At 57.7% G+C, this 13,441-nt stretch carries 14 protein-coding genes and 1 other RNA gene; 6 read left to right on the top strand and 9 right to left on the bottom strand.

Features of this window, described 5'->3' with window-relative positions; genetic code table 11:
- Nucleotides 1-24 precede the first annotated feature (24 nt).
- A complete protein-coding gene (locus tag AAFM15_RS06000) occupies nucleotides 25-348 on the bottom strand; it encodes a YbaB/EbfC family nucleoid-associated protein (protein ID WP_341685859.1) in 324 nt (107 codons plus the stop codon).
- Between the two features lie 16 nt (nucleotides 349-364).
- Entirely contained in the window at nucleotides 365-2,074 is a 1,710-nt protein-coding gene (gene dnaX / locus AAFM15_RS05995) for a DNA polymerase III subunit gamma/tau (protein WP_341685798.1), read from the bottom strand.
- A 118-nt stretch (nucleotides 2,075-2,192) separates the two neighbouring features.
- On the opposite strand from dnaX, the gene ffs reads away from it, so the two are divergent.
- Nucleotides 2,193-2,289, top strand: an RNA gene (gene ffs, locus AAFM15_RS05990) — signal recognition particle sRNA small type.
- Between the two features lie 17 nt (nucleotides 2,290-2,306).
- On the opposite strand, the gene AAFM15_RS05985 is transcribed toward ffs, so the two are convergent.
- Complete coding sequence (locus AAFM15_RS05985; protein ID WP_341685797.1) at nucleotides 2,307-2,570, bottom strand: hypothetical protein; 264 nt, start codon at nucleotides 2,568-2,570, stop codon at nucleotides 2,307-2,309.
- Nucleotides 2,571-2,804: 234 nt separating this feature from the next.
- On the opposite strand from AAFM15_RS05985, the gene trxA reads away from it, so the two are divergent.
- The 5 genes from trxA (at nucleotide 2,805) to AAFM15_RS05960 (ending at nucleotide 8,074) form a co-directional block, all read left to right on the top strand.
- Nucleotides 2,805-3,137 carry a thioredoxin TrxA gene (gene trxA / locus AAFM15_RS05980; RefSeq protein ID WP_341685796.1) on the top strand — a complete coding sequence of 111 codons (333 nt, stop codon included), beginning with the start codon at nucleotides 2,805-2,807 and terminating at the stop codon, nucleotides 3,135-3,137.
- A 210-nt stretch (nucleotides 3,138-3,347) separates the two neighbouring features.
- A complete protein-coding gene (gene rho, locus AAFM15_RS05975) occupies nucleotides 3,348-4,610 on the top strand; it encodes a transcription termination factor Rho (RefSeq protein WP_341685795.1) in 1,263 nt (420 codons plus the stop codon).
- Between the two features lie 81 nt (nucleotides 4,611-4,691).
- The gene (locus AAFM15_RS05970; protein WP_341685794.1) at nucleotides 4,692-4,949 is read left to right on the top strand and encodes a type B 50S ribosomal protein L31; all 258 of its coding nucleotides are present in this window, start codon (nucleotides 4,692-4,694) and stop codon (nucleotides 4,947-4,949) included.
- An 84-nt stretch (nucleotides 4,950-5,033) separates the two neighbouring features.
- Nucleotides 5,034-6,719, top strand: a complete 1,686-nt coding sequence (locus AAFM15_RS05965) for a hypothetical protein (protein ID WP_341685793.1) — start codon at nucleotides 5,034-5,036, stop codon at nucleotides 6,717-6,719.
- Nucleotides 6,716-8,074 (top strand): MATE family efflux transporter, encoded by a 1,359-nt coding sequence (locus tag AAFM15_RS05960; protein ID WP_341685792.1) that lies wholly within the window; start codon nucleotides 6,716-6,718, stop codon nucleotides 8,072-8,074. The genes AAFM15_RS05965 and AAFM15_RS05960 overlap by 4 nt, the downstream gene beginning before the upstream one ends.
- On the opposite strand, the gene phoR is transcribed toward AAFM15_RS05960, so the two are convergent.
- From phoR to pstC, 6 genes are read right to left on the bottom strand one after another with little or no spacing between them, the layout of a single operon-like run.
- Nucleotides 8,047-9,360, bottom strand: a complete 1,314-nt coding sequence (phoR, locus tag AAFM15_RS05955; protein ID WP_341685791.1) for a phosphate regulon sensor histidine kinase PhoR — start codon at nucleotides 9,358-9,360, stop codon at nucleotides 8,047-8,049. The genes AAFM15_RS05960 and phoR overlap by 28 nt on opposite strands.
- A 10-nt stretch (nucleotides 9,361-9,370) precedes the next feature.
- Nucleotides 9,371-10,063, bottom strand: coding sequence for a phosphate regulon transcriptional regulator PhoB (gene phoB, locus AAFM15_RS05950; RefSeq protein WP_341685790.1), 693 nt, complete (start codon nucleotides 10,061-10,063; stop codon nucleotides 9,371-9,373).
- Complete coding sequence (gene phoU / locus AAFM15_RS05945; RefSeq protein WP_341685789.1) at nucleotides 10,060-10,758, bottom strand: phosphate signaling complex protein PhoU; 699 nt, start codon at nucleotides 10,756-10,758, stop codon at nucleotides 10,060-10,062. Before phoU ends, phoB begins: the two co-directional genes overlap by 4 nt.
- Before the next feature lie 27 nt (nucleotides 10,759-10,785).
- On the bottom strand, nucleotides 10,786-11,571 hold the full coding sequence (pstB, locus tag AAFM15_RS05940; protein WP_341685788.1) for a phosphate ABC transporter ATP-binding protein PstB: 786 nt from the start codon (nucleotides 11,569-11,571) through the stop codon (nucleotides 10,786-10,788).
- Nucleotides 11,572-11,595: 24 nt separating this feature from the next.
- The gene (gene pstA / locus AAFM15_RS05935; protein WP_341685787.1) at nucleotides 11,596-12,444 is read right to left on the bottom strand and encodes a phosphate ABC transporter permease PstA; all 849 of its coding nucleotides are present in this window, start codon (nucleotides 12,442-12,444) and stop codon (nucleotides 11,596-11,598) included.
- A 17-nt stretch (nucleotides 12,445-12,461) separates the two neighbouring features.
- Nucleotides 12,462-13,403 (bottom strand): phosphate ABC transporter permease subunit PstC, encoded by a 942-nt coding sequence (pstC, locus tag AAFM15_RS05930; RefSeq protein WP_341685858.1) that lies wholly within the window; start codon nucleotides 13,401-13,403, stop codon nucleotides 12,462-12,464.
- Nucleotides 13,404-13,441 lie beyond the last annotated feature (38 nt).

Raw genomic sequence — 13,441 nt, 5'->3', positions numbered from 1 at the left:
GCGTTTTTCCAGTGTCCTGAACGTTCAGAAAGGCAGCTTCATGCCAGCAGGCAAACCGGCAGTGAGCTTGCCCATTTTTTGCTGCGAGACTTCTTCTGCAGCGCGAACAGCGTCGTTGAAAGCTGCAGCCACAAGGTCTTCGAGCATGTCTTTGTCATCTGCCAGCAATGTTGGATCAATGGTGATACGACGGACCTGGTGTTTGCATGTCATCAACACCTGCACCAGCCCCCCCCCGGACTGACCCTGCACCTCCACATTAGCCAGCTCGTCTTGCGCACGCTTGAGGTTGTCCTGCATGGCTTGCGCCTGTTTCATCAAGCCAGCCAGTTGTCCTTTGTTGAACATCATCGTTCCTTTTTTATCAAATGGGTTGGAGAGAGCCCGGCACAATTTTTGCACCGTAGTTGTTGATCATGTTTTGCACCAGCGGGTCTTGGCCAATCAAGTCCTGAGCAGCTTGCATTTTTTCAGCGGCCAGCACGCCAAGCCGCTTGGCTGGTGTATCGACCACCGGACCGGCAATCCACTCCAGACGAACAGCATGACCTGCTGCCTGAACCACCATTTGCAGTTTTTCGCGCGCATTGGGCGTGTTCAAGGATTCTTTTTCCAGGCACAAACGCCAAAGCCCATCGGTTTGCTCCACCAGCTGCGACTGCAAAGCCAGTTCCCGTGGCAAAGCATTGATCTGTTCTTGCGCCATCAGCTGGCGAATCAGCTCAAACCAGAGCGTGCCCAATGCGGTTTCCTGCACTGCAGGCGCTTGCTCTGCGCTTGGACGATCAGTCCGCGAAGAGGGCGCATTTTGCTCGCGTACGGGAATCGACTGTATCCTGGCTGCAGTGTTGACAACCGCATCGGTACGCTGCACAGGCGATGGTGCATGCACTACGGGCACAGAAACAACAGCAACTGCAGGCGCGCTCAGGCGGTTCTCAGGACTTTTTTTTTGAGCCAGTTGCGCCACTGCTGCAGGCTTGAAAGCCAGCAAGCGCAAAAGCACCATGGTCAACCCTGCGTATTCGTCAGGCGCCAGCCCCAGCTCCTGGCGTCCATGCAAGCACAGGTTATAGAGCAGCTGTGTTTCCTGCGGATCCATACGTTCTGCCAGGTCCATCAAGCGATGCCCATCGGGATCATCATCCAACGAGGCAGGCTGTCCGGCCCACTGTGCCACAGCCATGCGCTGCAGCGCTAGGCTCATGTCTTCGAGCGTTGCAGCGGCAGAGACGCCCTGCACACGCAAAGCGTTCACCAAGGCAACCACTTGGGCGGCCTGCGCCTGAGTCAACGCCTCAATCAGGTCGTACACATGCCCTTGGTCTACGCTGCCCAGCATTTGACGGACTGCGGCTTCACGCAGAGCACCGCTGGCGTAGGCAATGGCCTGATCGGTCAAGCTTAGAGCATCACGCATGGAACCACGTGCTGCGCGCGCCAGCAAACGCAGCGCGCCGGTTTCGGCTTCGATGTTTTCCTGCGCCAGTACCCGGGTCAAGTGCTCAAGCACAGTCTCAGGTGCCATTGGCCGCAAATTGAACTGCAGGCAGCGTGACAACACGGTGACAGGCACTTTTTGCGGGTCGGTCGTGGCCAGTACAAACTTGAGGTATTCGGGCGGCTCTTCCAGTGTCTTGAGCATCGCGTTGAACGCGGTGTTCGTGAGCATGTGCACCTCGTCGATCATGAAGACCTTGAAGCGCCCCTGCACAGGCTTGTACACCGCTTGTTCCAGCAGGCTTTGCACCTCGTCCACACCCCGGTTCGAGGCCGCGTCGAGTTCGGTGTAATCCACAAAACGCCCGGCATCAATGTCGCGGCAAGCCTGGCACACGCCACACGGCTCGGCGGTGATGCCCCCCTGCCCGTCTGCGCCTTGGCAGTTGAGCGACTTGGCCAAAATGCGCGACACCGTGGTCTTGCCCACGCCTCGCGTACCAGTGAACAAATAGGCATGATGCAAACGCTGCTGCACCAAAGCGTTGGTCAAGGCTTGAACAACGTGCTCTTGCCCCACCATTTCGGTGAAGTTTTGAGGACGGTATTTGCGCGCCAGGACGAGATAAGACATCCGGGCATTCTATCGGCTGCTGACATCGCAGAAAGCAATATGCGCCGTTTGCCCTGAAAACAGTTTTACATGAGGGATAAGTGCTGCCGAGGGTCGATCCTGCCCTACAATAACTCTCGACGGGCCTTCCCGCATGGTGAAGCGGCCAACCGGGTCAGGCGGGGAACCGAGCAGCCCTAACCGTGAATCCAGTGCCGGGGTCAAGGCTCGTCACCCATCCCCCAAGAAGATTTCAGGCCGCGACGCGCGCCCTGCCCACGCCACGGACGGGCAAACGGGTGACTTTGGCTTTACGAACACCCTCATCACCCATCACACCACTGCGTTGCGCACGAGCATTGGGCTCAAAAGCCAGTTGCGTTTGGCTGCGCAGGGCTTCGATAAAGTTTTCCGGATAATCCCTGACGGCGTAGCCCTGCTGCCCCATGGCCACCATAAAGGCTTTTGAGGCTTGGGCCAAGGCTTGCTGATAAGCGTCAGTCTGAATGTGTTTCATGTCGTTTCCACAAGTCGGGATGGTTCGTAAGATACTGATTTCGCCCCGGTTTGTGGAGGGGATGGCGGCTTTGCTTGTGAGCATTTGTTACAGCCATTTGTTACACCATTTGTAACCTTTTCACTGTGATCAAGAAAATTGCCCCATGGCTCGCCAGACACTCTCGGTGGTTTCTGTCAAAATAAGCCATCAATTTTCATTTCACTCTCCCTTTTTCGACAAGGTATTAACGCCATGGCCAGCGATCTGATCAAACACGTTTCCGACAGCAGCTTCGAAGCCGACGTCCTGCAAGCCGCACAACCCGTGGTGGTGGACTTCTGGGCCGAATGGTGCGGTCCCTGCAAAATGATCGCTCCGATCCTGGACGAAGTGGCCACCGCCTACCAGGGGAAGGTGCAGATCGCCAAGATGAACGTGGACGAAAACCGTGACATTCCGGCCAAGTTCGGCATCCGTGGCATTCCTACGCTGATGGTGTTCAAAGCCGGTCAGCTGGCTGCGACCAAGGTGGGCGCCATGAGCAAGGCCCAGTTGACCGCCTTCATTGACCAGCAACTGGCCTGATTCGCCGGATCTGGACTCAAAAACGGGGCTTGAGCCCCGTTTTTTCTGCCTGTTTGGGCTCAAAAACCTGTCATAATTCCTCTTACCCGGTTATCACCGGGTCAGTTCCGCCGGACCCTAAACTGGCTTTCCGGACCTGAACATCGCTTTCCCCCTGGTTATTTATTCACGTGACTGCTCGCTGCAGCCACTTACCGCAGGTCAAATTCCATGCATTTGAATGAACTCAAGGCACAACACGTGTCAGAACTCCTCAAGCAAGCCGAAGAACTCGAAATCGAGAACACAGGCCGCATGCGCAAGCAGGAGCTGATGTTTGCCATCATCAAAAAACGCGCCAAAGCCGGTGAGCAAGTGTTCGCCGATGGCGTGCTGGAAATCCTGCCCGACGGTTTCGGCTTTTTGCGCAGCCCCGACACCAGCTACACCGCCAGCACCGACGACATCTACATCAGCCCCAGCCAGGTGCGCCGCTTCAACCTGCACACCGGCGACATGATCGAAGGCGAGGTGCGCATCCCCAAAGACGGCGAGCGCTACTTTGCCCTGACCAAGCTCGACAAGGTCAACGATGGCCTGCCCGAAAACAACAAACACAAAGTCATGTTCGAAAACCTGACGCCCCTGTTCCCCAAAGAGCAGATGCGTCTGGAGCGCGACATCAAAGGCGAGGAAAACATCACCAGCCGCGTGATCGACATCATCGCCCCCATCGGCCGTGGCCAGCGTGCCCTGATCGTGGCTCAGCCCAAGTCGGGCAAGACGGTGATGATGCAAAACATTGCCCACGCCATCACCGCCAACTACCCCGATGTGCATCTGATGGTGCTGCTGGTCGACGAGCGCCCTGAAGAAGTGACCGAGATGCAACGCAGCGTGCGCGGCGAAGTCATCTCCTCCACCTTTGACGAGCCCGCTGCCCGCCATGTGCACGTGGCCGAAATGGTGATCGAGCGCGCCAAGCGCCTGGTCGAACTGAAAAAAGACGTGGTGATCCTGTTGGACTCCATCACCCGACTGGCCCGCGCCTACAACAACGTGGTGCCCAGCTCCGGCAAGGTGCTGACTGGCGGTGTGGATGCCAACGCCCTGCAGCGTCCCAAGCGTTTCTTTGGCGCAGCACGCAATGTGGAAGAAGGCGGCAGCCTGACCATCATCGCCACCGCGCTGGTCGACACCGGAAGCCGCATGGACGAGGTGATCTTTGAAGAATTCAAGGGCACCGGCAACAGCGAAATCCACCTCGAGCGACGCCTCTACGAAAAGCGCGTGTTCCCGGCCATCAACCTCAACCGCAGCGGCACCCGCCGCGAAGAGCTGCTTCTGCAGCCCGAAGTACTGCAAAAGACGCGTATCCTGCGTCAGTTCATGTACAACATGGACGAAATCGAGGCGATGGAAATGGTGCTCAAGAGCATGAAGGCCACCAAGAACAACTCCGAGTTCTTCGACATGATGCGCCGCGGGGGTTAATCCCCTATAATCACAGGTTTTGCGGAAAGTGCGTCCGGGAATGGTCCGGGGCGTGGCTACCGTGGTTTAAAAGGAAAAACCATGAAAGAGGGCATTCACCCCAACTACCGTGAAGTGTGCTTCCAGGACATGTCCAACGGCTTCAAGTTCGTGACCCGTTCCTGCGTCAACACCAAGGAAACCATCGAATTTGAAGGCCGCGAACTGCCGCTGTTCAAGCTCGATACCACCAGCGAATCGCACCCCTTCTACACCGGCACCCAAAAGTCGGTGGACAACATGGGCGGCCGCGTGGAGCGCTTCCGCAACCGTTTCGGCAAGACCGCCCTGTCCAAATAAGGCGTTCTTCCTTTCGCAAAGGGCAGCCCGGGCAACCGGCCTGCCCTTTTGTTTTGAACCCGCCAAACTGCTATCGTTACGCCCGTGAACGCCCCTAGCCCCGCCATCGTTGCACAGCATGCTGTACGCAGGCTACCCCGCGCTGCCCTGTGGCTGCTGAGCCTGGCCTATGTGCTTTCAGGCTTTGTGGGACGTACTGCCTGGAAAACGGACGACCTGCAAGCCTTCGGTTTCATCTGGCAGCTGGCATCGCCCGCGGCAGGCGAAAATGCCTCCTGGTTACGCCCTACCCTTTTGGGACAAACAGATACCGATCTGGCTTTGCTGCCTTACTGGCTGGGCGCCATAGCCATCAAGGCCATGCCATGGCTTTCGCCTGAACTGGCAGCGCGCGTTCCCTTTGCTGGCTTGCTGTTGCTGACATTGGTGTGCACTTGGTACGCCATTTACGCGTTGGCACGTCACCCGCAAGCGCAGCCTGTGGCTTTTGCTTTTGGAGGTGAAGCAAGGCCAGCGGACTATGCCCGCGCCTTGGCCGATGGTGGCCTGCTTGCCCTGATCGCCTGTCTTGGCTTGGCTCGCCTGGGCCACGAAACCACCGCCGCCCTGAGTCAACTGGCCTGCGCCAGCCTGGTTTTTTTTGCACTCAGCAACCACACACGCCATAGACAGGCTGCATTATTGGCCATGGCAGCGGGCATGTTGGGTCTGACTCTGTCAGGTGGCCCCACCATGTCTTTGCTTCTTGGCTTGGGGGGCACCGCTGTGCTGGCGGCCAGTACACGCGCACGCGCTCTTGATCTGGGACTGATGCTCCTCATTACCCTGATGTGCGTCACCTTGGCAGGCAGTCTGGATCTTTGGCGTTGGCGCCTGCAAGCAGACCGCGGGGCCGAACTGGTCAGCTGGGCCAAACTGCTGCTGTGGTTCACTTGGCCGGCCTGGCCCCTGGTGCTTTGGTCTTTGTGGCGCTGGCGCCATGCTCTTCGCCAGCCTTGGCACACACCGCATTTGTCATTGCCGCTGTGGTTTGCCTTGGTCACCGTCGGCACCACCTGGCTGACCGGCCTGTCCGATCGCGCTTTGCTCCTGAGTCTGCCTGCCCTCGCTGCATTGGCCGCCTTTGCATTGCCCACGCTCAACCGGGGCCTGAGCGCCTTCATAGACTGGTTCACTTTGCTTTTTTTCACGGTCTGCGTATTGACCATCTGGGTGGTGTGGTTCGCCATGCAAACCGGCTTCCCGAAACAACCTGCGGCCAACGTCGCACGCCTGGCCCCTGGTTTTGAACCTGGTTTTTCGCTCATCCCCTTTGCCCTGGCTGTGATCGCCACTTTGTGCTGGATCGCTCTGGTACGCTGGCGCATTGGACGCCATCGCGCCGCTCTTTGGAAAAGCATGGCCCTGCCCGCAGGAGGCGCAGCATTGTGCTGGTTGCTGCTGATGACGCTATGGCTGCCCCTGTTGGACTACGCCCGCAGCTATGCGCCACTCAGTCGAAAGCTCGTGGCCCTGGTCGAACCCAATGGCTGTGTTCAGTACATTGGTATGACGCCAGCCCAGGTCACGGGTTTGAGGCTTCACGCCGGCTACGAGCTCAAACCCCACATCGCATCTCAAGCCACTTGCGCCTGGATGTTCATGAACTCCCGCGTGCAAGACCTGGCCGTCACCGATGATCTCTTGACACAATGGGAGCTGGTCAGCAACGTGCAGCGCCCCACCGATGGCAACGAATGGATTGCCGTATTCCGTCGCCGAGGCCCATGAACCGAACGGACCTGCGGGCGATTGCCCGCCACGCCGGCACGGTCCTGGTCGGCCAGTGGGCGGTCATGGGTTTCAGTGTGGCCGACACCATCATCGCCGGACAATATTCGGCCCAGGCACTGGCGGTCATGTCCTTGGCGACGTCTATCTACATCAGCGTGTACGTGGGCCTCAACGGCATGCTGCAGTCTCTGCTGCCCGTATGGGCCGAGTTGCGAGGTGCTGGCAAAGACCAAGAGATTGGCCCCTCGGTACGTCAAGCTCTATACATTGCCACGCTGGCTTTCGGCATAGGTTTTCCCTGTCTATTCTGGCCCCAGCTGTGGCTGCAATGGACTCAGGTACCCCTTGAGTTGTGGCTGCAGGTTGAGGGCTACCTGAACATTTTGTCTATCGCTCTGGCACCCTCTTTACTGTTTCGGCTCTACGGCACATTGAACCAGGCCCTGTGCCATGCCAGGCTGGTCACTTGGCTTCAGGCAGCAGGTCTGGCGCTCAAGGTGCCGCTGTCATGGGCCCTGACCTTTGGTGTGATGGGTTTGCCGGAATTGGGCGCACAGGGCTGCGCCTGGGCCACACTGTTTGTGAACCTGTTCATGCTCGCCTGTGGTGTCTGGTGGTTATGGCGACTGGACGTGTACAAACCCTATCGGCTGTTTCAACATTTATCCCCGCCCGACTGGACACAACTCAAACGTTTTTTACATTTGGGCGTGCCCGCAGGTTTGTCCATCATGGTTGAAGTCACGTCTTTCACCTTGATGGCCTTGTTCATCGCCCGCTTGGGCGCTCTGGCCTCCGCCAGTCACCAGATTGCCGCCACATTGGCAGCCGTCCTGTACATGGTGCCCTTGTCTTTGGGCATCGCAACCAGCGCCCGCACGGGCTGCTGGCTGGGCGCGGGCCAGGCCTCGCGCGCCAGGAAAAGTGCCTTGACCGGCCTGCACCTGGGCTTGGCGCTATCGTTGTTGTGTGCTCTGGCTTTGTGGTTGGGCCGCGAGCCCATCAGTCGCCTTTTCTCAGGACAGACTGAGGTGCAAACCCTGGCGGCTGTCTGGCTGGTCTGGGTGGCGCTCTACCATGTGAGCGATGCTTTACAGGCCATCAGCGCTTTCGTGCTGCGTTGCTATCGTCAAACGATTGCACCTTTGCTGGTCTATACCCTGTTGCTGTGGGGTGTGGGGGTTGGCCTGGCTTACCGCTGGGCATACCAGGGTCTGGGACCTTTGTCTGCGCGACCAAGAGTGGACACCTTCTGGATCAGCAGCACCCTGGCCTTGGCCGTGGTGTCAGTGTTGTTGGTAATACTGTTGATGCGAGTGAGCCATCAACGCACACGCGAAGCGGGCATCTGAAGACTGAAGGTTGAGCCCTTGCCCAGCTGGCTTTCGATGTGCAGACTACCGCCATGGCGTTGAATCACATGCTTGGTGATGGCCAGACCCAAACCCGTCCCACCCGTTTCTCGTGATCGGCTGCGGTCCACCCGATAGAACCGTTCAGACAATCGTGGAAGGTGCTCTGGCGCGATACCCGGGCCTGTGTCCTGCACACTGAAGACCATTCCACCCTCAGGTGTTCTGCGAACACGCACATGCACTTCCCCACCTGCAGGCGTGTAACGCACAGCGTTGCTCACCAGATTCGAGAATGCACTCAGCAACTCGTGACGTGAGCCCTCCACCTGAGTCACCTCAGGCGCCTCAAACACCAAGCGATGCACTGGTGACTCGCTGTGAGCCTGCAGAGCCGATAAAGCCTTGGCATCACTCTCGATCTGATCGAGCAAAGGCTGCATGTCCACCAGATCCAGCGCCCCGGGGGCCGGACTGCCTTCAAGTTGGGACAGCGTCAGCAAATCTGCCACCAAGGTTTGCATCCGCGAGGCCTGTACCGCCATCAAGTCCAGGTATCGTGCAGACTCCCTGGCATCCAGAGGCAAGGATTGCAGGGTTTCGACAAAACCAGCGAGGACCGTCAGTGGGGTACGAATTTCATGGGACACATTGGCCACAAAATCGCGCCGCATGGCGTCTGCCAACACCAGCGCCGTCACATCGCGCGTGAGCATCAGTTCCTTGCCCTGCCCGTAATGATGAAGGTGCAAACTCAGATGACGAGCTTTCCCCCAGACTGTTCCGGGGGCGTCAAACTGGATCTCCTTGTCGTGCCGCTCCTGCGCAAAGAATTTAGTGAAAGCGGGCGCACGCACCAGATGCACGATGTGTTGCTGTAGATCGCGTGGAATTTGCATGCCCAGGTGATCACACGCGGTTTGGTTCATCCATTCGATCTTGCCCTCCTCGTCGAGCAAGACCACGCCATTAGGCGAGGCTTGTATGGCTGACAAAAAATCCTGCAGGCGTTTTTCCTGGCTGCTCGCTTGCTGCTCGCGCAAACGCAGCTGCCTGTAGGCACGCTCACCGAGTTCACGCCACGGACCACGCAAACGACTGAGCGCATCAGGAGAAGGCGACTTCAGCCAACGCTCAAGCCGGCTGCCTTGGGCAAGGAACCACAACAGAGCCAGAGTCAGACCAGCAAATGCCCCCATTCCGGTACTGAGCAGAGGATGCGTAAAACGACCGATCAGGGCACCGATCAAGGCACCCAAACTCAAGGGAAACAGCGCAGACCACATGCCCTGGATATTACAGGCCTGTGGCCTTGAGTCGATAGCCGGCCCCGCGGACCGTTTCGATCAAACCGCTCGCATCACCCAGCGACTCGCGCAGACGCTTGACGTGGACGTCCACCGTGCGCTCTTCAATGAAGACATGGTCACCCCAGACTTTGTCAAGGAGCTGACCACGACTGTGGACACGTTCCGGGTGGCGCATCAGGTATTGCAACAGCTTGAACTCGGTCGGTCCCACCTTCAAGGCTTGTTGCTGCCAGCTGACACGGTAGGTGTCTGCATCCAGGGTCAAGTCGCCAATCGTGACCACGCCTGCTGACTGCTCAGGGGCACGTCGCCGCAGAACTGCACGAATACGCGCCAGCAACTCTCGCGGCGAGAAAGGCTTGACGATGTAGTCATCTGCACCAGTTTCCAGCCCAGCCACACGATCGGCCTCATCACCACGAGCGGTGATCATCAAGATCGGTACCGCCTGGCTACGGGCTGATGCACGCCATTTTTTGGCCAGACTCAAACCGCTTTCACCAGGCAGCATCCAGTCCAGCAAGATGACATCCGGCAAGATCTCGTCGAGCTCTTTCTGCGCGGTAACGGCATCCATGGCCCAAATCGGCTGAAATCCGTTGTGCCGAAGGTTGACCGCCATCAGCTCGGCAATGGCCGGCTCGTCTTCAACAATCAGAACACGAGGGAGATTTCTCATTGGACGGCAGATTCAATGTCCGACAAAGCAGTGTGACGAACGTCCGCACCCTTGACCACGTAAATGATGAACTCGGCAATGTTCTTGGCATGGTCACCAATACGCTCGATGGCCTTGGCCACAAACAGCAGATCCAGTGAGGCAGAGATCGTACGCGGGTCTTCCATCATGTAGGTCACCAGCTTGCGCAGGAAGCCGTCGAACTCGGCGTCGATCAGGTCATCTTCCTTCAGGATGCTCAGAGCCGCCGTGACGTCCAGGCGTGCAAACGCATCAAGCGCCTTGCGCAGCAGACCGGAGGCCAAATCAGAAGCAATGCGCAACTCGGATGCAGGCAAGGTACGGTTGCTGCCCTGCTCCACAATCAATTTGACCATGCGCGCAATGCGTTCGGATTCATCACCAGCGCGCTCAAGGTTACCTGTGATTTTGGAGGCAGCCATCAGCAAGCGCAAATCGCGCGCAGTGGGCTGACGGCGGGCAATGACGGATGAGAGCTCGCGGTCAATTTCAACCTCTAGTGCATTGACTTGACGCTCCGTCGTGATGACCTGGTCGGCCACTTCCACGCTGAATTGAGACAAGGCATACACCGCATGTCGAATTTGCGACTCCACCATGCCGCCCAGCTCCAGCACACGAGAAGAAATGCCAGCCAGCTCGGCATCAAATTGGCTTGAAATGTGTTTATCCATTTTCTTGTTCCTTGGACAGTCGCAGGATCAGCCGAAGCGGCCAGTGATGTAATCTTCTGTCTCCTGGCGTGCAGGCTTCATGAAGATCTGTTCGGTCTGGCCAAACTCCATCAGCTCACCCAGGTACATATAGGCTGTGTAATCCGAAACACGTGCAGCCTGCTGCATGTTGTGGGTCACAATGGCCACGGTGTAGTCGCTCTTGAGTTCATGCACCAGCTCTTCAACCTTGGCCGTGGAAATCGGATCGAGCGCAGAGGTGGGCTCATCGAGCAAGATGACTTTGGGCTTCACAGCCACAGTGCGCGCAATGCACAAACGCTGCTGCTGCCCTCCCGACAGGGACAAACCGCTTTGCCCCAGCTTGTCCTTGACTTCGTTCCAGATGGCGGCCTTGGAAAGTGCCCACTCGACACGATCATCCATTTCGGAGCGCGAAAGCTTCTCGTAGAGCTTCACGCCAAAAGCAATATTGTCGTAAATCGACATCGGGAACGGCGTAGGTTTCTGAAACACCATGCCAACCCGAGCGCGCAGCAGGTTCAGATCCTGCTTGGCATCCAGTACGTTGTCACCATAGAGGTTGATCTGCCCCTCAGCGCGCTGACCCGGGTAGAGGCTGTACATGCGGTTGAGCGTGCGCAGCAATGTGGACTTGCCGCAACCGGACGGACCAATGAAGGCCGTGACCTTATGCTCGGCAATGTCCAGATTGATGCCCTTGAGGCCTTTGAACGAACCGTAGAAAAAGTCCAGATTCCGGACTTCGATCGCGTTCTTCACGCCAGAGGGAGTCAGTGTGTTCGATGTCATGGTGTTGTCGTTGAAAGAGGCAGATCAGCGTGCCGTGGTGTCACGGAAGAACACGCGGGCAATGATGTTCAGAACCAGAACTGTCAGGGTGATGAGCAATGCCCCACCCCAGGCCAGACGAATCCAGTTGTCGTATGGACTCATGGCGAACTGGAAAATCACCACCGGCAAGTTGGCCATGGGTGCGTTCATGTTGGTCGAGAAAAACTGGTTGTTCAGCGCGGTGAAGAGCAAGGGTGCAGTCTCGCCACTGATACGGGCCAGCGCGAGCAACAGGCCTGTCATGACACCTGCTTTGGCTGCACGGAGGGTCACAAAAGTGGCTACTTTCCAACGTGGCGCGCCCAGACCGAAGGCCGCCTCACGCAGGCTGCCAGGTACGAGGCGCAGCATGTTCTCCGTCGTACGCACCACCACAGGAATGGCGATCAGCGACAGCGCCATCGTGCCCGCCCAACCCGAGAAGTGCTTCACCTGCGCCACCAAAATGGCGTAGACAAACAAACCCAGCACAATCGAGGGCGCAGAAAGCATGATGTCAGTGACGAAACGGGTCAAGCTGGCCGTCTTGCTCTGATCGCCATATTCAGCCAGGTACACCCCGGCAAAAATGCCGATGGGTGTCGCCACCAGCGCCGTCAGAACCACCATCAGCACACTGCCGACGATCGCATTGGCCAGCCCTCCACCTTCCGAGCCCGGTGCTGGCGTGGATTGGGTGAACATGGCCCAGTCGATGGCAGAAAAACCGTTTTTGAACAGCACCGCCAAAATCCAGAGCAGCACCACCAGCCCCAAAGCCATGGCGGCCATTGAAAGCGTCAAGCCAATGCGGTTGACCAGCTTGCGGCGGCGATAAATAGCGAGATCCATCACAACTTCTCTTTTCTTCAGGTCCGGGTACCCTTGGCTTTTTCGCCTCGGCTGATCATGAGCTTGGCCAGCGCCAGCACCACAAAAGTAATGACAAACAAAAGCAGGCCCAGCGCAAACAAGGCAGACATGTGCAAGTCGGCCGCCTCACCAAATTCGTTGGCAAGGGTCGAAGCAATCGATGAACCAGGCGAGAACAAGGATCCGGTGATGCGTTGCGAGTTACCGATCACAAAGGTCACGGCCATGGTTTCACCCAGCGCTCGCCCCAAGCCCAGCATGACGCCACCAATCACACCCTTTTGCGTGTAAGGCAACACGATGTTGCGCACAACTTCCCAAGTGGTGCACCCTAGCCCATAAGCCGACTCGCGCAACACTGGTGGCACGATTTCAAACACATCGCGCATCACGGCAGCAATGAACGGCAAGATCATGAAGGCCAGCACAATGCCTGCGGCCAAAATACCGATGCCATTCATGGCACCGCCAAACAGAGTGCCCACAATAGGCATCTGGCCCAACGTGGACTGCAAGGCCGGCTGACCGTACTGCGCAAACAGCGGCGCAAAAATGAACAAGCCGAACATGCCGTAAATGATGGAGGGCACCGCGGCAAGCAATTCAATGGCTGTACCCAGAGGGCGGCGCAACTTGACGGGACAGTTTTCGGTCAAAAACAGTGCAATACCGAACGACAACGGGACAGCTATGAGCAAAGCAATGGCGGCGCTGATGACAGTGCCAAAAATGGCTATGGCAGCACCGAACTCCTCATTGACAATGTCCCACTCCACACGCCATATGAAGTGCGCACCAAACTTGGACAATGCCGGCCAGGCGGTGATGAAAAGCGAGGCAATGATGCCCAGCAAAGCCACCAGCACCAGCATCGAAAACAGCCAGGTCAGTTTATGGAAGAAAAAATCCTGCAGACGTTGACGCCTCACCACCGCCATGACCTGCGCTTCGGCAGATACATCGGCAATATTGGTAG

It is taken from the genome of Limnohabitans sp., from assembly GCF_038134685.1.
Lineage (GTDB): Bacteria > Pseudomonadota > Gammaproteobacteria > Burkholderiales > Burkholderiaceae_C > Limnohabitans_A.
This window is presented reverse-complemented; position numbering and strand designations above follow the sequence as displayed.